Below are 20633 nucleotides of genomic sequence, written 5' to 3'. Positions count from 1 at the left end.
AGCTCTTCGGCCCTGCGGCCTGAGTGACCTATTCGACTGGATTCGTGTGCCCATTTGCAGGTTAATGCAACAAAGCCCCTTCATCGTCACGCACTTCCTGCCGCATCTCAACCGCGATGCGGTCTACCGCATCCTCAAGGCTGAAGGCTTGGGCCGCCTGCCGCCGGCGCAGCAGCGCCAGCGTCGGAGCGGCACGTTCAAGGATTACGATCTCGGCTTCGTGCACATGGACATCAAGCACCTGCCGAAGCTGAGAACCGCCAAAGGTGAGAGCCGCAAGCGCTTTCTCTATGTGGCCATCGACCGCTGCTCGCGCTGGGTACACCTGGCGGTCTACGACGACGAGCTGACCACGAGTGCGGTCGCCTTCCTCAAAGAGGCGGTGCGCGCCTTCCCCTTCAAGGTCACGCATGTGCTCACCGACCGCGGCTCGTGCTTTACCGCCGATGGCTTCGAGGACGCCTGCCGGAGGCTGAAGCTGCAGCACCGCACGACCAAGCCGTATACGCCGCAAACCAACGGTCTCGTCGAGCGCTTCAACGGCCGGGTGCAGCGCGAGGTGCTGGGAATCACGATCTACAGCCATCGTGATCTCGAGACGCTGCTCAAGGGCTTCAATCAGGCCTACAACAGGAGACGTCAACGCGTGCTCAAGGGCGCCTCACCCGAGCAGGTGGTGCACCGGCGCCTGGCTGCCGAGCCAAAGCTGGCCGACCGGCGCTACAAGCCACCCGATTCAGACGCTTTGCCGCCCGCCCTCCAAGTCGTCGCTCATGCCAAGGAGGTCTCACATCCGGACACCCTGGGACAATCCGAGCCTTGTTTGTGAGGAGCGTGACGTGATCGGGGAGGTGCCAGGGCTGGCGCTGGTCACCGATCTTGCAGGTTGGAGGATCGACCGTGCGGATACCACGACCGGATAGCGGTCTGGCCAGGGCTCATCTGCGGTCGATCCTAACTGGGCCCCCACAACCAGAGCGTCTGGATCACAAATGGCCCCTAAAATGGAACGGTGCCCTCGGAACTTACGTTGATCAGCAAATGATGATGCGAGCCGAACCTATGGCCGGCTCGGCGCGTCAAGTTACTGGAGGACACAATGAGCTGCACCGAAAAGGGTGTGCTCGCTGGCTTGGCTGCCACAACCGTCTTAGGCCTCGTCATGTTGCTAAATGAGATGACAAGCTTCATGCCGAATACAAGTGTCTTCGACATCATGGCCGGGGTAATGGGTGGCTCGCGGGCCACGGCTTGGCTCATCCGGTATCTGTCCGGCGCCTTGCTGTGGGGTGTCCTTTTTGCGTGGCTAAGCCCTTACCTGCCGGGCACACAGTACTGGATCCGTGGAGCAGCGTTCGGCATCGGTGTCTGGTTGTTGATGATGTTCATCATCATGCCTGCGGCCAGCTTGGGGCTCTTCGGCATTGGGAAAGGCGCCTTTTCGCCCACCCTGACCCTATTCCTGCACCTGATTTGGGGCGCCGTCCTGGGGGCCACTTATGGTTGGCTCCTGAATCCACTAGAAGAGGCAACATCACGGAACCGGCTGACGAACACGACGGATGCCCAGTAAGGCAGGAGCATTCAGCCTACCACCCGAAAACCGCTTCGGCTCACACGGTAAAGGTTAGGCCAACCCCGGTCTTGGGCTGACAGACGACAATTTCCTCCTCATCTGAGGCTTCGATCGCCGTCATCCGCACCATCATACCGCTTCAACACACCTGCTATTGGCAACTGCGTTCACCCCACCTACGTTGTCTGCAATGTGTGACGGCTGGAGGGTTTCATGACCCGTAAGGATCGAGTTGCGCTCTATGGCCGGATCGGGCTTGTCCTGGCCTCCTTCGCCATCATCGGCGGGGTTGTTGCCGAGCCTCTACTCCGGCCCTTGTGGTCCCCGCGGCTGACCGTGGCCCAGCGGTAGGGATAGCCAAGAATGAATGACCCTACGGCTGAGGTGAATCGGGCGACCTCAGACTACCAAGCAGCCTTGGAGAAGATGGCACAGATCCAAGAAGGGCTCGCCTCTGAGCTAGCTAGGCTAGCGGATGGGCTGGATCGGCAGGGCCAATCCGAAACCGCTGACATGCTTCTACAGGGGAGCCATTACCATAGGGCTTCCAGCATCAGGAGCCGTGCCATTGCCGCTGCTCTGGACACGGCTGACTAGAGCATCCTCAATGCCGCTTGACCACACCCCGTCTTCCGCTGACGGGGATGAGGTTACGCTTTGGGACTGACAGTGATGGGAACGGGTGGCGCCTTCCCTACCGATCCGGGAGCGGTTCGGAACTGGTACGGAACCAAAGCTACGAGGAGACGAGTCCATGCACGTATTCGGAGCCTTTGAGTTGGACATCCAGCCGGGGACACCAGACAACCCAGCATCCGTCATGATTGCCCTCCTGCGCTACACCAGGGGCGAGGACAGACGTCTTCTCATCACTCCCGAGTGCGCCTCCTTCGAGGAGGTAGAAGGGCAGATCAATTCCTTGCAGGACGAGCTGGATGAGATCCGGGAACGAGCCCGGCGAGCTTTCCAGGTCGCCTAGGACGGCCACTCTTTTGGGGGCTCAAGAAGCTACTGGCAGCCATTATGCCCCATTGACGAAACTACTGGCTGCCATTAGCGTTATGACCATGCAGACGGTCATCCAGACACCCACCTTCCTAGCAGACGCCAAGGCGGCGGGCCTGGACGACACCGAACTTGCCGAGATTGCCGCGACCATCGCCGCCAATCCTCTCGTCGGGGACATCATCCCCGGCACAGGTGGTGCCCGAAAGGTCCGGTTCGGAGGCAGGGGCAAGGGCAAGTCAGGCGGGTATCGGGTCATCACCTACTACGCTGCCGAGGACGTGCCTGTGTTCCTCCTGGCGCTGGTCGACAAAGGCCAAAGGGCCGACATCAGCCAGGCCGACAGGAACGCCCTGCGTGAAATCCTTGGCACCCTTGCAGACGAGTACCGCCAGGGAGTGCGCAGGAAGCTTCGGAAGGCACAGAAGTAACCACTTGGAGAGGGCAGGGCCCTGGAGATGACACTAGGCAAGAGACTTATTCAGGCAGCGGAAGAAGCTCAGAGCATCGCTCGGGGCGAGGCGGATCCATCCACCTACAAGGTCCACGTCCCCGCTGAAATCGACGTGAAGGCAATCCGGCAGGGATTGGGCATGACACAGGCTGAGTTCTCGGCTCGTTATGGCTTCCCGCTCGGCACCCTTCGCGATTGGGAGCAGGGGAAGGGCAAGCCGGACACATCAGCTCGGGTGCTTCTCCTCGTCATCGCGAAGGAGCCACAGGCTGTCGAACGCGCCTTGCATGCAGCCTAGCGCAATCACAGGAGCAGAAATGAACCAGAAGCAGAGCACACCGGGCCAACTGGAACGGGCCATTAAGGAGGCCTACGAGGAGGCAGAGAAGGAACGCGAGGAGATGGTGCGAGACTTCCGCCGCAAGAACCCGCAAGCCACTGAAGCAGAGGTGGAAGAATACCGCGCTTCACTGATGAAGGAATAACGGCTTCACCACACCCCGCCAGCCGCTGACGCAGGCGGGGATGCGGGTACGCGGGCGGACAGGGGGGATGGCATCTCCTGTGTCCGCCCAGAGTGCTTATTCAGCCCGTTGCAGCCGCAGCCAGGGAGAGACTCCTGACCAGGGCGCTGAGTGCCTGGGTGCACCGCATTGGACTGACCCGGCGCCTAGACGACGTAGAAGTCTTTGCTGGTCATCGCTAGCTTCTTCGAGATGGTCGCAAAAGCGACTGCTGCTCCTCGTCCAGACCCGTCAGCATCGTAGTAAAGAACACCACTGTCCTTATCGTAGATTACTCGGTCATCCTTGTCGTGCGCCTTGCCCGTGTTGTTGGTCCAGAACGCTGATGACTTGAGGGTACCGTTCGCACCGACTTTCGTGAACACCGCGTTATCGAGACGGATCGTGTCATCAATCACTCGGAAGTCCATGATGGCGTCCTTGTTCGTGCGGGTGTTCGCCTTCGTGTCGAACACAAACGCATCCTTGCCAGCGCCGCCATAGAGCTTATCGTTGCCCAAGCCACCGTAGAGGAAGTCGTTGCCTGAACCACCCTTCAAGACATCGTTGCCGCCAAAGCCCTTGAGACGGTCGGAGCCGGAAGTGCCAGTGAGATGGTTGTTGCCTGAGTACGTATCTTCCGGAGAAGGAGGGAGCAACACAACAGGAGGGGTGACGACAGGGAGCAAATCGCCAATATTGAACACGCCATTCGCGAAGCTCACCAGTTCAGCATTATAGATCGTGTCGGAACCGAATGACCCAGATAGATCGGTGATCTGAACCGAGCCATCTACGTTCATTGAGAAAACAAAATTAAAGCTATATCCGTTGTAGTAGATCAGATCAGTGCCGGACCCAGCGTTGATCAAATCATTACCAGCGCCGCCGTTGATCTCGTCCTTTCCACCATAGGTGAATACGTAATCATTACCATTGCCAGAGAATATGTAATCGGCGAAATCATTGCCATCGATGGAGTCACCCTCAGCCATGATGACATCGTAGGAAACATTAAGACCAAGTACCGCAGACGACGTTCCAACGAGATTAAGGTTCATGGCGTCGAAAAACGTAACACCATTTTTGCCTGCACGGATCGTGTCGACGGCGAACCAATCCACGTCAAGCTGCTTGTAGTGAATGTCATACTGATTGATGACAGGATTGAAGTTCATCCCGAACAGTGCTGTCCCATAGCCCGTCCACTGGTCGTATAGATCATCGATCAAGTACGCACTCTCGCCCTGGTAAGAAAGTCCGAACGCGGCATAGCGCATGTCAATACCTTGACCGGCAAGATTAGATATTTTGAAACTGGACATATTCTTCCTCAGAACCAAACCCGGTCGGGCTGTTACCTCAACGCATGCAACATTTTGGCAAACACGATAACTGCGTCTGCCCGCTGCTGGCCCAGCTATAACGGCCACACATTTAGCGATTGTTGCTCAGCGTCGGTATCCAGATGAATTATCTAATCTCAATTGGGCTATATGTCCGGAAACCAAGGCGATAGAACATCACCATAATAGTTGCGCCCTAAAACCTGCCCGAGCGGAATGGAGGTGAGCCCATGCACCTATTAGGGGTCAGCGCAAGATATGTTCCTGATTGAGCGCCGGCATTATCAACCAAAGACAGCTTTCCCTTTGCAGCGAAGCTTTTGCGTGAGATTCTGATCCCGTAATCGACGGGAGGTCGGGATGGATCTGTCTGTACGCGAGGTGCTGTCCAGGATTACCACCATTCCCGACATGGTCAGAGCCTTCCAAAACGAGAGCCATTGCCGGCGATTGCTTGAGGCGATGGTTTGGCCGAATGGGCGAGTTTGCCCGGCCTGCGGCTATCGCCACTCCATCGCACTGATGGTTCGAGAGAATGGGAAGCGAGCCCGAACTGGGCTCTACCAATGCTCGAACGGCACCTGCCGGTTTCAGTTCACCGTCACAACACGAACACCCCTGCATGCGACGAAGCTTCCACTTCGGGTCTGGCTCTCCGGCCTCTGGCTGATGCTACAGTCGGACAAGGGTATTTCCTCCATCCGATTGGCGGAAGCGCTTGGTGTCAGCCAGCCGACGGCTTGGCGCATGGGTCATGCCCTGCGCCTGATGGTCGGACGCGAGCAGGCTCTGGATGGTGTGGTCGAGATTGACGGCCTCTACATCGGTGGCAAGCCGCGGCGGGAGAAGAACTATTCTCCACCAGGACGAGGACGCAAAGGTCAGCCGAAATCTTGAAAACACCAGCACTTGTGGCCGTGCAGCGGCCGCCGGATGTAAGCGTTGGTGCGTCATCAGGTGAGGTTCGGGCGGCTGTGATTGAGGATCTGTCCGAGTCCGAAGCGGACCGGGTTCTCACCGAGACTGTCGATCCGAAGGCTCATCTGATGAGTGATGAATGGAAGGCCTTCGTCTTAATTGGCACTGCGTTTGCGGCTCATGACACTGTCCACCATAAGGCTCGTGAATATGCTCGCGGTCCTGTTCACATCAATTCAGCGGAGGGCTTCAATGACCGGGTCCGCCGTACCGTCTCGGGCGTGTTCCACCACATCAGCCCGCACCACGCAGACCTCTACTTCAACGAGATCGGCTTTCGCTGGTCGCAGCGGGTCGTCACAGGCCAGGCGCCGCGACGCACACGCAAAGGACGGCCAGTGACCAAGACCTTGTGGGCGCGAATACCGCCTGCTCTGCAGCTCCCGGCAGTCTTCCGCTTCGCCGTTGGACGCGAGATGCGCCGAACGAAGGCCGGCGGGATCGACCTCGTCTCGAAGGTAGCTGTCTTTGGTTGATAATGCCGGCGTGTGTTTGGAAGCAGTTCTTGTTCCAGCCCCCTCCAGGCTCGGAAGCTCTGCAAATGGCATGAGGCGGCCCTTATCCGGTTTTCCGCTTTAGCCGTGTCAACGGACCTTCATCTGGTTTGCTCCACCGAGTTATGGCCTACTGCCAACCCTCTGTATGAGGCAAGCTGGAACGCCTCAGCTAATGGAGCGATGATCATCCGGATGAACGAGGCCGGCTTTTAGTCCGATGCGTTCCAAACCATGAGAGCAGCAGGCTATGATTCGCTAATCTTTCAGTGCGCAGGATCGTAGCCCCTGTAGCATCACGAGATCAGCCGGAGGGGCTCATGACGGAGGCGCTGATCGCCAGGGGCCTGGCGCCTGCTGAAGTAGGCTCGAAAACGTGGCCAGCTTACCAGGGGCGAGTTCAACCAGATATTTCAGCTAGACCTGCCGCCGGACTGCCCGGAGGCTCTCAAGCGCGAACTGTGGAAGCTGCACATCAGTATCCTGGTGACAGGAGACAAGCGCTGAAGTCACACACAAGCAGGTGAGGGGAGGGGCTCTGTTCCCTCAAACCAGGCGTGGATTGCGGCCTCGCGGGCGGTCTGCTCGTCCTCAAAGCCACGATCGGTTGGCTTCTCGAAGCCGCAGACGTGGCACTGAACAGCAGCAGTGAAGCCAATGTCACCCGTGGCAAAGCTCAGGACGGATGCTGCATCGCAGGAACACTGTGGACAGAACCTCTGGCCCATGTGGTTCTTCCTTTCCCCAGCGATTGCTGCTGGTTGAGGTGAGACTAGCGCATATGGAGACGCTTTCGAGCCGGACAGTCTGCGACAAATTTGTGCAGCGCACAATAGCCAAGCAAGAATGTGGTGCTTATGAGAGCGGGGCATAGGGCCCTCGTTTGGGCCTACTATATTGCAGCTTGGATCTGAACGTTAAGCCGGTCTGGTACCGCTCTGTCGGTGGCAGTTCAGCACGTCGCTTCGCTTACTCTCGTTTTGTGCCTGTCATCTGGGACATAAAGATCTCCTGCATCTGCTCGAACCCTTTCAGGGTGGCGGGCAGCCAAGTCCTCAGCATGGCTTCAGGCTCCATCGCCCGGATGTTCGCCGTCATGCGGTCCTGCACCTCTCGCATGAGCTGCTCCTGCATGGGTTTCACATCCGGTAGGCCTAGAAAGGCCCGTGCCTCTTCAGGCGTGCACTCAACATCCATGGTGATCTTCATCTGACATCCTGCTCCAGCATCAACAGATGGGCTGCCGAACGGTGGTGTCTTATGTCGCTCCTGAGGTCAACCAAACGGGGCTACGCGGTACGCCTGCTACTTGGATTGACCTCGGCCATCCTATTTTTCCATCACATACGTGCCGGGGGCATCCAGCAGGGGTGGGTGCTTCGCGCTGCCCATTGGGGGCGGCGCGCTTTTCCGGCCCGACCGAGCCGAAAGCCAGGCGGTCCAATCCGGCCACCAGCTCCCCTCATGGCGGCTGGCGCTCTGCAGCCATTGCTCCGGGTTGTTCGCTGGCGCGTCCCCCGTCTCCCGGATCCAGTAGGCGCCCTTGCCACCCGGGGGATTGATGATCCCTGCAATGTGACCGCTAGAGGCACGGACGAACCGCACGTCTCCACCGAACAGCTGAGTGATGCGCCAGGCTGCATCCCAGGGCACAATGTGGTCCTTCTCCGCCCCCACCGCGTAGGTATCCTGGCCGATGCGGCTGAGATCAAGCGCCTCACCCTTGAGCGTGATCTTACCCGGCTCGATCAGATTGTTCTCAACATAGGTGTTGCGCAGGTACCAGCTATGGGCGGCACATGCCATCCGGGTGCCGTCGCCGTTCCAGTACAGGAGATCAAAAGCCGGCGGCTTGCTGCCCATCAAGTAGTTGTTGACCACATTGGCCCAGATCAGGTCATTCGAGCGCAGCAGGTTGAACATGTTCGACATCTCGCGGCTGTCGAGATAGCCGCGCTCCATCATCTGCTGCTCGATCAGATCCACCCCCGGCTCGTCCATGAATACGGCCGTGTCGCCCACGCGCGAGAAGTCCTGCAGCGAGACCATGAAGCTGGCCGAGTTGAACCGCTTGTCGCCCTTGGCCGCGAGGACCGCCAGTGTCATCGTCAGGAGCGTCCCACCGATGCAGTAGCCCATGGCGTTGACCGTGGGACGACCGGTAATCTCGCGCACCACGTCGCTGGCTTCCAGCGGTCCGAGGTCCATGTAATCCTCGATGCCGATCTCATCCATCGACGCATCCGGGTTCTTCCAGGAGACCAGGAAAACCGTGAACCCTTGCTCGACCAGGTAGCGCACCAGGCTGTTCTTGGGCTGCATGTCGAGGATGTAGTACTTGTTGATCCAGGGTGGCAGGATCAGCAGTGGCGTCTTGTGAGCCTTCTTGGTTGTGGGCGCATACTGGATCAGCTCCATCAGGCGATTGCGATGGACCACCTTTCCTGGCGTGAGGGCAAGGTTCTTGCCTGGCGCAAATGCCTCGGTGTCGACCATGCTCAGGCGCCCGGCCTGGAGGTCGGCGGCCAGATTGGCGGCCCCGGCTGCAATACTGGTCCCTCCGGTCTCGACGGCTCGTTGAAGAGCGACAGGGTTCGACAACAGGATCAGGGCAGGGCTCATGGCATCTACGAACTGCTGCAGATGGAAGTTGATGCGCTGCTGCTCCGCCTCGCCTATGCCCTCCACATCGCCCTGCTGCAGGAGCCAATCGGACGCGAGCAGATAGATCTGCTGGAGAGTGCGATAGACGGGATTGGCATGCCATTCATGAGCAGCGAACCGTTTGTCTGTGGCAGAAGCTGGTCTTTCGGCTGACGATGAGCCGGCAAGACCAAGCCAGCGCTGCCCTGCTTCGTGCCACACATCGAGCGCGGACCGCCATAGGTCTTGGTTGAGGTCCACGACGTCCAAGGCTGTGCCTGGTTTTCTCAGTGAGCGCAACCAGACGATACGCAGAGCCCGGGCGATCTCGGCCCAGTCGACCGGCACGACCTCGCGCAAAGGATTGGCGTTCCACATCTGGTCGATGGAACGAAGGGTGGGATCCTGTGACAGGCTCCTCTGGAGCTGATCGACACCCCCGTCGATCAGACCCGAAACAGGGTTGTCCGTTGTCATCTGCCACCAGGCGGTCCCTGGGGCAGCCAAGGACTTTGCTGGGGTGGACATCTGGTCCATCCAGGAGGCCCAAAGCCTCAGCATCACATCGGGCCCGGGCATGTTTCTGTCTATCTGCCGTTGGACCTTATCCGCATCCTGCCCTGTCATGAGCGCCCTCCGCGTTTCTGTAGCTGCTGATCTCAGGCAAAGCTCTGCCTTGCGTGAACATCTAGGTGCCGCTGCCTGCTCTGCCAGCGAGGTGTGGTAGTGAACCAAGCGAAAGCGGATGAGCCGAGGGACGAATCCAACCTGCTCCGATCAACACGACCAAGGCAATCAACCTGATGCTGGTCCAGCTCGGCTGCGCCCTCTCGTGCGAGCTCACCGGCCGAACCCGCTACCGCCCTTGGGGCATTGTGTAGGGCCTCTCCGGCTACGAAGGTGACGCCTCTTTGTCGCCTTACTGCCATGGTTCGAGATTCCGGTCGGACGTCAACCGGAGAAGGTCGCTTGTTCAAAGATTACGGGAGCACACGGATCAGTCTGGCCTGTCCTCAGTGCCACCAGATGTTCAAAGTCCGACTACGGAAGCTGCGGTTCGGCGCAGATCTGACCTGCCGCCTGTGCCGGCATGAGTTCCCGGCTCAGGAGGTTTCCACTCGTCGAGAAGTTCAGGATGCTCTGGCGCGCATGCATAGGCTTGTGCATCGAAGAACACAGCCGGACGAGCCGTGTCAGCCAAGAGATATGGCAAGATCCATGCCGCCTCAGCCTTGCAAGATTGTTGAGCATCGCGGCAGAGGGGGAGCAGGGCTCCTTTGACATCAAAGCCTTGAACGCAGAAACCACTCTGGGCCCAGCCCTGTTCGGCGACTTCGTCTTTACCCTAGCACGTAGCCCTGCTGGCCCTACCTAGCCGCCCTGGTCTGACTTTAGCCCACTCCTCAACTCGGGTTCTCCATGCCGCCACAAAACGCTGATGGATCAGACAGGCAACCATCCGCTTTGACGCCTTTCCGGTATCGCATCTTCCTGGCGATCTGGATTGCCAGCCTTGCCTCCAACTTCGGCGGACTGATCCAATCAGTGGGTGCGGCCTGGCTGATGACGTCCATCGGCGCACCGGCCGATCTCATTGCCCTGGTCCAGGCCTCGACGACGCTGCCGATCATGCTGTTCTCGCTCATGGCCGGCGCCATCGCCGACAACTTCGACCGCCGCAAGCTCATACTCGCCTCACAGGTGTTCCTGCTGGTTGTATCGGTCGCCCTGACCCTATGCGCTTACTTTGACGTGGTGACACCTTGGCTCCTGCTTGGCTTCACATTCCTCGTTGGCTGCGGCACGGCCTTCAACGGACCTGCTTGGCAGTCGCTGGTGGGCGAGATGGTGCCCCGCTCCGACCTGCCGGCTGCGATTGCCCTCAACAGCATGGGCTTCAACATCGCCCGCAGCGTCGGCCCGGCCCTTGGCGGCCTCATCGTCGCAACTGTGGGTGCCTTTGCCGCCTTCGCAGTCAATGCCGTCAGCTATCTCGGGTTGATTGCCGTCCTGGCACGCTGGCAGCCTGCCCGCCCGCCCAGGGCTTTGCCACCCGAAACTCTCAGGTCTGCCATGGCGGCCGGGATCCGCTATGTGGCCATGTCGCCCAACCTTGGCGTGGTGCTCATGCGGGGAGCCGTGTTCGGTGTCGGGGCCATTGCGATCCAGGCCCTGATGCCGCTCATTGTCCGGGATCTGATCCAGGGAGGGCCTCTCACCTATGGCCTTCTGCTCGGGGCCTTCGGCGTAGGGGCGGTTGGTGGAGCCCTCTTGAGTACGCGTCTGAGACAGGCGCTGTCGCTCGAAGCTCTCGTCCGCATCGCCTTCCTCAGCTTTGCCGTGTGCGCCGCTGTGGCGGGATTGAGCTCCTTCACGCTCCTGACGATGGTCGCGATGGCTCTGGGCGGAGCGAGCTGGGTGCTGGCGCTCTCGAGCTTCAACGCTACCGTGCAACTGTCCTCGCCACGCTGGGTGGTCGGGCGGGCTCTGGCGCTTTACCAGATGGCGACCTTCGGCGGCATGGCCTTCGGCAGCTGGATCTGGGGCGTCGCAGCCGACGGGTATGGAACGGCGGACGCTCTTCTGATCGCGGCAGGGGTGCTGGTTGCTGGGGCCACCCTCGGCCTGCGGCTTCCCTTGCCCGAGCTGAAGACGCTGAACCTCGATCCTCTCAACCGATGGACGGAGCCCCATATCTCCGTCGACATTCTACCGCGCAGCGGCCCCATCGTGATCACGATCGAGTACGCGATCCGGGAAGCCGATGTGGCGGCCTTCCTTGCCGTGATGGCGGAGCGGCGGCGGATCCGGCGGCGGGACGGCGCGCGTCACTGGACGCTGCTGCGTGATCTGGAGAACCAGGAGATCTGGATCGAGCGCTACCATAACCCCACATGGCTCGACTACGTGCGGCACAGCCAACGCATCACGCAGGCGGACGCAGCCGTGGGAGAACGGCTCCGCGAATTGCATCAGGAACCAGGTCGGCCACGGGTGCGTCGCACGATCGAGCGCCGGACTGGCGGGCCAGCCCCGGATCCTGGTTCTCAGGCCCATGACCTGACCGAACCCCTGACAGATCCAACCCGCTCGTCCTGAGGGCTTGCCGTCACCGCAGCAGAAGATTTAACAGCTGTCATGCGAAGCCGGTTGTCAGTGGTGTGCATTCATCCTGCCGGATCGGACACTCTGCTCGACATACCGCGGCCCATCACTCTCAGCATTTCGTCATCAGCCTTTGTAGCCTCACTACAACGGATAGGGCAGTGACCTTGGCCGCCGCTGCTTGTTGACAGGTGAGGCGTCGGAGGATCACGATCCTTGGGTGGGAACCCCATAAGGAGCGTCACGATGGATAGCTTCGGGCACATTCTGAACTGGCGCCTGAAACACGGCTCGCACACGTTTCCTGGGCAAGACGGCGGGACCTGCATCAACGAAGCCGCCATTGTGGCAGCCGGTTTCCCGTACCAGCCGGTCCGCTCGGTGGAAGACATGCCGGCGTGCTTCTCGCGTCCGATCTGCCGACTGGCAATGCAATTGAACGATCAGGCAAACGATGCAGAGCGGCAGCATCTGCTGTCCTTCGTCACCCGCTTGGCCTGTGCCGACACGCCGATTGTGGAGCGGGAGCGGGAAGCTTACATCGCCTTGCGCATGAGATGGTATCTCCCGTTTCGGGAAGGTCTCAAGGTTCTCGAAGGCGCGCTGGCCATTGGGCGGCAGGCGAACGACCTCCCGACGGAGGAGGTGAGAACCAGGATGGAGACTGTTCGAGACCATGCGCCCAGTCCTACGTCGGAACCCGACAACTTTCTGTTCTCGAAGTTCCAAGGATGGTTTGCCGGTATATTCTAGATCAAGCCGGTCCTGGTACCAGATGTTGTTCGGCCTTGAAGGCAGTCGGACCCTGCTCATCTGCCTAACAGCAAGCCGCGGATTGGGCAGACCTCTGCCTGCTGAGCCAGTTTATCGAACGAGCCTTTGGCTTTCGTGGCTTCCCACCTAGAGACCATCTGACTTTTAATCAGAGGGTCCTGGGTTCGAGTCCCAGCGCGCTCACCATATCTCTCAATGACTTACCGGCGCATTGAGATGAACATGTTTGACTGACTCCAACTTCCGTGCGCACCCCGTACGCACGAGACCTGGCCGGTCATTCGATTGATCTGGCGGCAACGGTCCATACCCGTGGGGTGTACGGCTGGTCCGATTTCGGGAGGCAGAGCCCTTAGCGGCGCTAAGAATTAAAAGCTCAGCTTTTTTCCATCCTCACGAGATCCGGTATGTAAGGAGCCAAAGCGACTCGGTACAGCGTGGTATAGGAACTCTGAGGAGTTCTCTGAACATCATACTTGGTTCGAGTCTCTTACTGGGAACCTTCTGGCTGGCGTGGACAAGGATACCAGTAAGATTCGTGCGCTCGAACGCTGGTGCCTGGAGCAGGCTGACGATTGCCGCAAGGTACACGGGTTGCTTCTGGATGAGAACAGCCGCCTTAAGCTCGCTAAAGCGATCGGCGCAGCTGTCCAGCGGGCGAGCCTGAAGCTTGCCTGCCTTGCTCGCGGCGAAGATCCGCAGGGAGCCTGGGGACCTTCTGATTGGCCGCTGATGCGGCCCATTAGAGCGGGAGCTCCCATCGAGAGGCGCTCAGTTCGGTTCGATGAGCTTGTGAAAGGGTGGATGTCCGAGCGGAGACCTGTCGAGAAGACCGTCTATGAATGGAGCCGCGCCCTACGGCAGCTTTCCGAATTCTTGGGTCACGATTATGCGGGCCGCCTGACGGCGGACGACTTGATCGCCTGGAAGGAGTCGCTTGTTGCAGCGGATCTTCGCCCCAAAACCGTTCGTGATGCCAAACTTACCCCAGTGCGGGCCATTTTGCAGTGGGCGGTGGACAACCGCCGCTTACCGTCCAATCCAGCGGAGCGGGTGACCATCGACGTCAAGGTCAAGTCGGCTGAGTCCAAACGCAGCTTCACCGACGAGGAAGCCGCGATCGTGCTTCGTGCGGCCCTACGGGAAAAGGATCTGGTTCGCCGCTGGGTGCCCTGGCTCTGCGCCTATTCTGGAGCAAGGCTTGCTGAGGTCTGCCAGCTTCGAGTTCAAGACATCCTCCAGATCGACGGGATCTGGTGCATGAAGTTCGATCCGGAAGCAGGATCCTTGAAAACCCGAAGCTCCGAGCGGGCTGTCCCCCTGCATCCCGCGGTCATCGAGTGTGGTTTTCTTGACTTTGTCGCCAGCGTCAAGACAGGGCCGCTGTTTGCCCATCCGTCGCCAGACAAGTTCGGGAGTCGCGGCGGCAATGGAACTAAGATGCTCGGGCGGTGGGTACGATCGCTTGGGCTCAAAGATGAGAGGATTTCCCCGAGCCATTCCTGGCGCCACCGCTTCAAGACATTAGGCCGGCGTTATCAGCTTGCGCCCGATATCGTAAACGCCGTCACAGGCCATGGAAAGCGGTCTGTTGCAGATCGCTACGGTGAGTTTCCTATGGAGGCTCTACGCCAAGAGATCGCCAAGATCCCAGCAGTCTCCATATCTTGATCTGCCAACAACCTATTCTGCAAGAGCGCCTTTGTAGCGGCCGCTCGATGGTATGGGAAAGGGACATTCCTACGAAGTCATTCAGTACAGTCGTACGCACATGCTCGCGTAAGCCAGGTTGGCGCCAGGCAAAGCCTCCCAATCCATCTGCGTGCTCCGGACGGCTCTCACCCAGAGCATGCGAGATCCTAGGCCGCTATCCCAGAGGTCATCCTAACCCTTCGATGGAGGATTGCGGAACACGTCAACCTTTGTCTCCAAGCACCGCCGCAGGCTGAGGTCTGTCGCCCCCACTGCGTACCAGCCTTCAGGCTTCTGGTAGAAGTCCAAGCCACGGCCGATCTTGATGATCCAGCCGTTGTCCAGTCTGACCTCGCGATCATGCATCCTCTCGTTTAGCTGGACTTCGAGTGCTACGTCATACTCCAGCAGACTTTCCTTAAGCTCGTCTAGCTTCTCCTGAAGCCCGGCCATATCGGTCTGCTGATCATAAGAGGTAATGAGGGCAATTCTCCTGACTGTGGCAGCCTTAACAACGGTCTCGCAGAACCGAACAAAGTTAGCGATTTGGTGCGGCATGCGAATGTACGGATCCTCGACGACAATCGACTTTGCCCCCGGTAGGTAAGGGCCAAAGATCGTGTCATAGGAGTGCCCTGTATCTCCGTATGCGATCGTGTAGTGCCGTTCAGTAGGACTTTCCGGCTCTGAAGCCGAGGCAGGAGCTTCAAGCGGCTCTAATACGTTTGTGGGCTGTCGTACTGGAGAAGGCGAGGCTGAAGCCACTACGCCGTTCTCTTCCTCAGTCTCCGCCCGGAGCCGTCGGCGTGCCGGCTCAAGCGTTGCGGAGGCGCTCAGGCTCTCAGGACAGTAGACTACTACTTCCCTGCCATTCCTATCGAAGAACGATAGGTTGATCCTAGCGAACTCGTCGTCCGGCTTTCGTTTGTTCATTTGTTCTTTGACGCGGCGGCGACATTCAACAGCGTAAGCCACGTACTCGTCGAACTCCTCATCTGTCGGAGAATCAGCCGGGTGCAGGATCTTAAGAAAGGCGCAGAGGGTCTTCTTGATGCCTTTCTCGTCGCGGCCTTCGACGGCTGAGCCCAACTTCAGTCGTTTGCTGACTTCCTCGTAGCGATTGCTGTGCTTGAGCTGATGGTGGAAAGCTTCGGCGAGGTAGTCTGTGATGAGGCCGAACCGATCCGTCAGAAACGCACTGCTGTTCTTGGGCATCTCCCAACCCGGCAGGTAGCAGGCAAAGCGGTCCATCACAGCAAGATCGAACTGCTCAGGCAGCGGCTGAAACAAGTCGTACTCCGTTGAATTCACGATCTGCTCAACGGACATATCAATGTTACCGACGAAGGCCATACTGGCGTCGGCGATGACTTCAACGCCGCGCGAGAATCGGCCGTTGGCCATATAGTCTTTCATGATCTGGATCGTATCAGGATCCTTGACTTTGATCCCGCCGACCTCATCAAATGCAACCGTGTCCCAGAAACCCACCAAGCCAATCTTGTGTCGGGCGTTATTGTAAAACAGGACTGACTTCGTTGCTTGCCCGCCACTGATGAGAGTGGAGTAGGGAGAGAACTCACTGAAGAAGTATGACTTGCCGGTGCCTCGAGGGCCTAATTCGATGAAGTTGAAATTTGGCTCTACGAGAGGAGCCAATCTTGCGATGAAGTGCAACTTCACCCTATGTGAAAGCTTCGACGGCTCCAGGCCTACGGAGCGGAGCACGACATTCATCCATTCATCCCGAGTGAATGCTTTTTTTGCGTCACCATAGGATGCAAAATCAAAGCGGCTGAGCTGAACCGGCCGCAAATCCTCAACGTAAAACGCGTACGCATCGGCATCGATGTCGTTATGGGCGATCACGACTTCGGCCCAGATACCACCCTCAAGGAGGCGGTCGTTGTCCCTGTAGAATCTTTCACCGATGGCGATGCGCTGCGAGGCGAAGTTTTCAAGCGATGCCCAGTGCCTTTTTTCCTTCTCCACGTAGCGCACATGGACCTTGTCAATGAACTTATGCTTGCCCTTCATGGCTACGCGAGATTGGGCGGCGTTGGCCTCATCGGGGCGGACGTAATTCTCCTGCAAAGTGGAGAGGACGGCCTCCATGCCTTCTTGAATCTCAGCCGGGTCGTTGCTGGCGCAGTATCGTGCGAGCAGGAACTCCAGGACAAACGTTGGGACGTTTGTGCCCTTCTTGATCCGGTGCAGAAGGTCCTTGCGGACCACCTTACCGTCAAATAATTCATTCAGCTTGGAGTCCAATGCATCCATCACGTACTCAGACTGCATAGTCGGTCTCCAGCTCCAGCGAAGCGTACTGCGACATTGTTACTGGGTTCAGCGCCTTGAGCGTGAACTTGCCCTCGAATTCGAGGGCCATCTTAACGGTGACCTGAATCTTTCCGCCTGGCTTCACAGTGATCGTTCCTGTAGCAACGTCAACGGGGCCGCCGCGCTTCGCCTCTCCGACGATTGCACCCTTCTTATCGTGCGCCTCAAGCAAGATCTCGAAGGTTTCACCAAGGGAGAACATATTCTCACCTTCTACCGCCAGATCTACTACGGGCAGCCGCGTAGTGACGCGCTTCGCACCATTCTTGTAGGAGAGTGAGACCGTGGCCGACGCTAGCCGGGGCTGCTCGGCCCGCTTAAGCCTTACTGTAATGAGAGGGACCACAGCCTCTTGCAACGAGGCTCCGCCGTGGAAGTATACCAAGCCTTTCCGGTAAGGGGACATGCTCCTTGGACCACCCAGCTTGGCGAAGTTGCCCCGCGCGCCTGCCTTCTCGGTTGGCAGGACGAAGTTACCCGCGTCCGGTTCACCCTCTCCGAGCAGGGCGCGATCATGCACGACAGTCCAAGCACCAGCGGGCTTAGCGCATACGTCTCCAGCCTCGGCGTGGGCATTGAGCACAAACCCATGGTCGGTAGCGATGACCACGTCAGAGAAACCCGCTTGTTTGAGCTTGTGGACCGCTACGCGGATTGACTTCAGGGACTGGTGAATAAGGCTCAGCGTGGTCAGCGTTCCCGAAGGGACATTTTCGAGATGGGCGTCGATATCGACGGTTCGGAGTACGAGAAGCTCGACCGAGTCGGAGAGTCTGTCTTTGGATCGTACGAATGCATCGAGCTGGGTCTCGGTGAACCGATCGCCAAACCGGGTCCGTAAGACGTCCATGCGGGCGGCCACCGAAGTCAGCTTGGTCCCACCGAGCGTGACAAAGAAGCCGTCTCCATCTCTGACGAGACGCAGGCTAGAGCCCGCCCCCGGAAGGAGCGACGCCATGCCGACGGGGGTGACCGTAGGAAATTGCGCGCACGCTGCCCGAATTTCTGCCTGCTCGGTCTCGGCGAGTTGTCTGTGCAATGTGACGCCGAGTTCATAGCGGAGTGCATCCACCATGATGTATGCTACTCTACGACCACTCTCCTTGAGCATGGGTTCGATGACTGTGTCAAAGACGTCAGTGTTCGACAGCCGGCCCTGAGGTGGCCAACCTGCCGTCTCAAGATGCTTAGTGAATAGAGACTGAGCCTTCTCCGCAAGCTTCGCATAGCGCCTGCGGCAATAGTCTAAGAGGTCGGATAATGAGGCATCGGTGAGAAGGTAGTCCCCGGCTGCCTGTTCGAATTCACGTTGGAGGCGATCCACATCGCGAAGGGATGTCGCATAATGCCCAATCAGCATGTCGAGGTTGCGACCGTTCTCGGCCAACTGCCGATCAGCGTCATCGCACTCTTCAATGAGCCTAAGGCAGGCTTCAACAAGCCCCCATTGCGCCTGGCTCTCGCCTTTGCTGCTCCACACTGAGCCGCTATGCCGCGAGACGATACCCCTTGCGCTATCGATATCATCAGCGACAAGGGCCTTCACCGCTGCAGTTAGGAATGTCCGCTCCTCGAAAGGGAAGGTGTCCCGCATTCCTAAATGAACGATGCTCGAGCAGGATTCGGGCAGCTTAAGCTCTTCCTCGACGCCCTCGGCGCGGCTGATATACTCATTGCGCGTCGAGGAGCCGCTCCGCAGCATGTCGCACAGGTGCTCGACCAACGGTCGAGCCGCCTCGGGTGCCTTTGGAACGTTGGATAGGGTCTCAGGAAGAGCGGTGGGAAGGTCGAACGCGAACTCGCTAAACAACAGGAAGCGCCAGAGTTCGTCTGCGATAGGGGAAAGTGTCCTGCCCTTTGTCATCAGCTTGAGGCCGAGAGACTTCTCAAGCAAGGCCTTCGCCTCCGGCACCCACCCGTCGCTCACTTTGAGCGCCTCCACTTGTTTCGGTGCCGGCACTAGGAGGGCAAGAATGATCTCGCGGGCGGATTCCGCGTGCAGGCAGGTTCGGAGGGTCGGCCAGGAGAGGCCGCCACCGACGTTGTCGATTAGGGCGAACGGCGGCGACGGGTTCTCGGCGAACAGCCGACGGATTTCGGTAGCATTGTCGGGCTTCGCCTTCAGGCAGATACTCTCGTAGCGATCGCCGTCTCCGTCTGGGAAAACGGCTCCGCAGGCAGCGTAGACCGCGAAGGGGTCCGCTTGCCGCTCTTCGTCGGTCACCGGAGGTTCGGTCGGGACATAAACCAGCAGTTCCTTAGGGTTGTTCGGCTTACCCAGGAAAGCGAGCACCAGCATGGCGGCCTCCCGTGCCTCGATGCTGCTTTCGCTTGCATCAACGACCGCAGTATCTTTGTCTGCGAGCGAACGGCAGATGTCGTAATAGCGACGGTCCGGATCGTAGACAGCTAGGACTGAAGCGTTCTTCAGCCGGGGAATGAAGATCTCATTGCGGATGAATGCAGCGATGCTCATTCGGCAAACTTCTTCTTGCGACCCTGGCCGCTGGCAGAGTTCGGCTCGGGTTCGATGTAAATGTGTTCGAGGTTATGGGCGATGGCGAGAGACTTGTCGGTCTTACACTTCTCCCGGATACGATCGGGCCAGTAGGACATAGCACTGTGGGCCCAGTCATATTCGCCCTTTTCTAGCCTCGCCCAGGTGTCTCTTAGCACCTTCTGCCAGGGCTTATGGCGGAAGAGCGGCCAAAGCGGAGCGGCCGTGATCTGCACGCCGTCATCTTGGTTGGGGCGATAGGTCTGGGCGATCTGCAGTAGGGTGTCACGCAGGTCGATCAATTCCCCTTGAAGGGATTGGAGGGCCTCGAGCCGCTTGTCCTCCTCACGGTTCCGAGTGCTGCCTTTGGCGCGCAGCGCAGTGGCCTCGTGTTCTACCTGTTTGAGTTTCCCCCTCGGACCTTCGATGAAGTCGTTGACCGCAGTGTAGAGTGTCTGGCTGGTCAGGCTAGGATAATAGAGCCAGAGCGTGTAGCTGCCCGAGGCCGTCGAGATCGGCCAATAGATCGGCGCCTTGCGGCGACTCTTGCTGTAGCGCTGCAGATGGAATGGGAAGAAGTCACGTTGCAGCCAACGGCGCACATCGGACGGCACAGGAGCTTTGACCCGCACAAGCACTTCTTCCACCAGACGGGCGAGGTCATGCGGATGACCAGAGTCGTCGACAAGCACGCCGAGTTGTAGGTGGAAGGGATCAGCGCCATCAGGTAGCATGCCTGGACTTTTCGCGGGGAGCGGATCGAAAGGCTCCGGCTCAGACGGGACCGCACGTTCACCTGTGGCCAGCCGCCAGTCGAACCGGCCAAAAGCGACGCCTACGGCCCAGCTAAGCAAGCCTGAAGCTTCGTCTATGGGATCGGCGCTTTCCTCGTCGTCCCCTTCGTCCGCAGCTTCACTCCCGTCTACACCGCCCTCTGTTGCGGCGCCATTACCTGCTTGTAAGGCCGCACGGTCGACCTCGCTAAAGCCGTATAGGTTGAAGGCGATGGTGTCGATCTCATCTTGGATGCATGCCATCTCCGCTTCGATGGCAACTGGATCATACGGGCCGAGGCGGGTACGTAAGCTGGCAGGTAAAAGGAAAGCATGCGATGTTTCCTGCACCGTATCCTTCTGGCGACGTAATGTCCAAGCGTGGCGCGAGAGCTCAGCAAGACGGCATCGGTCTTCAGATTCAAGCTCTGGGAACGGTGTTTCTTGAATGAC

At 58.9% G+C, this 20633-nt stretch carries 16 protein-coding genes and 2 pseudogenes; 12 read left to right on the top strand and 6 right to left on the bottom strand.

All coding sequences use genetic code 11. The features are described 5' to 3' along the window. Positions 1 to 79: 79 nt before the first annotated feature. The 7 genes and pseudogenes from JAO75_RS18610 to JAO75_RS18580 form a co-directional block, all read left to right on the top strand. A pseudogene (locus JAO75_RS18610) lies at positions 80 to 829 on the top strand (DDE-type integrase/transposase/recombinase); the annotation flags it as partial. A gap of 270 nt (positions 830 to 1099) precedes the next feature. Beyond that, entirely contained in the window at positions 1100 to 1573 is a 474-nt protein-coding gene (locus tag JAO75_RS18605; protein ID WP_199050639.1) for a DUF6789 family protein, read from the top strand. A 216-nt stretch (positions 1574 to 1789) separates the two neighbouring features. After that, positions 1790 to 1927: a hypothetical protein gene (locus JAO75_RS18600; RefSeq protein ID WP_199050638.1), complete on the top strand. Its 138-nt coding sequence runs from the start codon at positions 1790 to 1792 to the stop codon at positions 1925 to 1927. Between the two features lie 403 nt (positions 1928 to 2330). Further along, positions 2331 to 2555 (top strand): hypothetical protein, encoded by a 225-nt coding sequence (locus tag JAO75_RS18595; RefSeq protein ID WP_199050637.1) that lies wholly within the window; start codon positions 2331 to 2333, stop codon positions 2553 to 2555. An 88-nt stretch (positions 2556 to 2643) separates the two neighbouring features. Next, positions 2644 to 3012, top strand: coding sequence for a type II toxin-antitoxin system RelE/ParE family toxin (locus tag JAO75_RS18590; RefSeq protein WP_199050636.1), 369 nt, complete (start codon positions 2644 to 2646; stop codon positions 3010 to 3012). 27 nt (positions 3013 to 3039) lie between these two features. Continuing rightward, complete coding sequence (locus JAO75_RS18585) at positions 3040 to 3333, top strand: helix-turn-helix domain-containing protein (RefSeq protein ID WP_199050635.1); 294 nt, start codon at positions 3040 to 3042, stop codon at positions 3331 to 3333. A 19-nt stretch (positions 3334 to 3352) separates the two neighbouring features. Beyond that, on the top strand, positions 3353 to 3520 hold the full coding sequence (locus JAO75_RS18580) for a hypothetical protein (RefSeq protein WP_199050634.1): 168 nt from the start codon (positions 3353 to 3355) through the stop codon (positions 3518 to 3520). 185 nt (positions 3521 to 3705) lie between these two features. Here JAO75_RS18580 and JAO75_RS25220 read toward each other — a convergent pair whose 3' ends face one another. Beyond that, positions 3706 to 4863 (bottom strand): calcium-binding protein, encoded by a 1158-nt coding sequence (locus JAO75_RS25220; protein ID WP_199050633.1) that lies wholly within the window; start codon positions 4861 to 4863, stop codon positions 3706 to 3708. A 381-nt stretch (positions 4864 to 5244) separates the two neighbouring features. Here JAO75_RS25220 and JAO75_RS18570 point away from each other — a divergent pair. After that, positions 5245 to 6338: pseudogene (locus JAO75_RS18570) on the top strand (IS1595 family transposase). Between the two features lie 987 nt (positions 6339 to 7325). Here JAO75_RS18570 and JAO75_RS18565 read toward each other — a convergent pair. Together JAO75_RS18565 and JAO75_RS18560 are read right to left on the bottom strand one after the other, a co-directional pair. Then, on the bottom strand, positions 7326 to 7565 hold the full coding sequence (locus tag JAO75_RS18565) for a DUF6489 family protein (RefSeq protein WP_036359725.1): 240 nt from the start codon (positions 7563 to 7565) through the stop codon (positions 7326 to 7328). Positions 7566 to 7685: 120 nt separating this feature from the next. Then, complete coding sequence (locus tag JAO75_RS18560; protein ID WP_246742595.1) at positions 7686 to 9359, bottom strand: PHA/PHB synthase family protein; 1674 nt, start codon at positions 9357 to 9359, stop codon at positions 7686 to 7688. Positions 9360 to 9760: 401 nt separating this feature from the next. Here JAO75_RS18560 and JAO75_RS18555 point away from each other — a divergent pair, with 401 nt between their 5' ends. The 4 genes from JAO75_RS18555 to JAO75_RS18540 all read left to right on the top strand — a co-directional run bounded on the left by JAO75_RS18555 (position 9761) and on the right by JAO75_RS18540 (position 14549). Then, positions 9761 to 9880, top strand: a complete 120-nt coding sequence (locus JAO75_RS18555) for a helix-turn-helix domain-containing protein (RefSeq protein WP_343234655.1) — start codon at positions 9761 to 9763, stop codon at positions 9878 to 9880. A 538-nt stretch (positions 9881 to 10418) separates the two neighbouring features. Then, on the top strand, positions 10419 to 12098 hold the full coding sequence (locus tag JAO75_RS18550; protein ID WP_199050632.1) for an MFS transporter: 1680 nt from the start codon (positions 10419 to 10421) through the stop codon (positions 12096 to 12098). Positions 12099 to 12350: 252 nt separating this feature from the next. Then, positions 12351 to 12857: a hypothetical protein gene (locus JAO75_RS18545; protein ID WP_199050631.1), complete on the top strand. Its 507-nt coding sequence runs from the start codon at positions 12351 to 12353 to the stop codon at positions 12855 to 12857. Positions 12858 to 13391: 534 nt separating this feature from the next. Continuing rightward, a complete protein-coding gene (locus JAO75_RS18540) occupies positions 13392 to 14549 on the top strand; it encodes a site-specific integrase (protein WP_199050630.1) in 1158 nt (385 codons plus the stop codon). 213 nt (positions 14550 to 14762) lie between these two features. Here JAO75_RS18540 and brxL read toward each other — a convergent pair whose 3' ends face one another. From brxL to JAO75_RS18525, 3 genes are read right to left on the bottom strand one after another with little or no spacing between them, the layout of a single operon-like run. Beyond that, complete coding sequence (gene brxL, locus JAO75_RS18535) at positions 14763 to 16868, bottom strand: BREX system Lon protease-like protein BrxL (RefSeq protein WP_199050629.1); 2106 nt, start codon at positions 16866 to 16868, stop codon at positions 14763 to 14765. Continuing rightward, positions 16858 to 19386 carry a PglZ domain-containing protein gene (locus tag JAO75_RS18530; protein WP_199050628.1) on the bottom strand — a complete coding sequence of 843 codons (2529 nt, stop codon included), beginning with the start codon at positions 19384 to 19386 and terminating at the stop codon, positions 16858 to 16860. Before JAO75_RS18530 ends, brxL begins: the two co-directional genes overlap by 11 nt. Then, positions 19383 to 20531 carry a hypothetical protein gene (locus tag JAO75_RS18525; protein ID WP_199050627.1) on the bottom strand — a complete coding sequence of 383 codons (1149 nt, stop codon included), beginning with the start codon at positions 20529 to 20531 and terminating at the stop codon, positions 19383 to 19385. Before JAO75_RS18525 ends, JAO75_RS18530 begins: the two co-directional genes overlap by 4 nt. Between the last annotated feature and the right edge of the window lie 102 nt (positions 20532 to 20633).

The organism is Microvirga splendida (genome assembly GCF_016427565.1).
Lineage (GTDB): Bacteria > Pseudomonadota > Alphaproteobacteria > Rhizobiales > Beijerinckiaceae > Microvirga > Microvirga splendida.
Note: the sequence above shows the minus strand (reverse complement) of the source record. Positions and strands in the feature narration are given on the sequence as shown.

What these genes read in the sequence shown, in the direction of transcription:
- JAO75_RS18595 (WP_199050637.1), top strand. Translation starts at nt 2,331, where the DNA reads ATGCACGTATTCGGAGCCTTTGAGTTGGACATCCAGCCGGGGACACCA.
- brxL (WP_199050629.1), bottom strand. Translation starts at nt 16,868, where the DNA reads ATGCAGTCTGAGTACGTGATGGATGCATTGGACTCCAAGCTGAATGAA.
- JAO75_RS25220 (WP_199050633.1), bottom strand. Translation starts at nt 4,863, where the DNA reads ATGTCCAGTTTCAAAATATCTAATCTTGCCGGTCAAGGTATTGACATG.
- JAO75_RS18565 (WP_036359725.1), bottom strand. Translation starts at nt 7,565, where the DNA reads ATGAAGATCACCATGGATGTTGAGTGCACGCCTGAAGAGGCACGGGCC.
- JAO75_RS18530 (WP_199050628.1), bottom strand. Translation starts at nt 19,386, where the DNA reads ATGAGCATCGCTGCATTCATCCGCAATGAGATCTTCATTCCCCGGCTG.
- JAO75_RS18545 (WP_199050631.1), top strand. Translation starts at nt 12,351, where the DNA reads ATGGATAGCTTCGGGCACATTCTGAACTGGCGCCTGAAACACGGCTCG.
- JAO75_RS18605 (WP_199050639.1), top strand. Translation starts at nt 1,100, where the DNA reads ATGAGCTGCACCGAAAAGGGTGTGCTCGCTGGCTTGGCTGCCACAACC.
- JAO75_RS18600 (WP_199050638.1), top strand. Translation starts at nt 1,790, where the DNA reads ATGACCCGTAAGGATCGAGTTGCGCTCTATGGCCGGATCGGGCTTGTC.
- JAO75_RS18580 (WP_199050634.1), top strand. Translation starts at nt 3,353, where the DNA reads ATGAACCAGAAGCAGAGCACACCGGGCCAACTGGAACGGGCCATTAAG.
- JAO75_RS18590 (WP_199050636.1), top strand. Translation starts at nt 2,644, where the DNA reads ATGCAGACGGTCATCCAGACACCCACCTTCCTAGCAGACGCCAAGGCG.
- JAO75_RS18585 (WP_199050635.1), top strand. Translation starts at nt 3,040, where the DNA reads ATGACACTAGGCAAGAGACTTATTCAGGCAGCGGAAGAAGCTCAGAGC.
- JAO75_RS18550 (WP_199050632.1), top strand. Translation starts at nt 10,419, where the DNA reads ATGCCGCCACAAAACGCTGATGGATCAGACAGGCAACCATCCGCTTTG.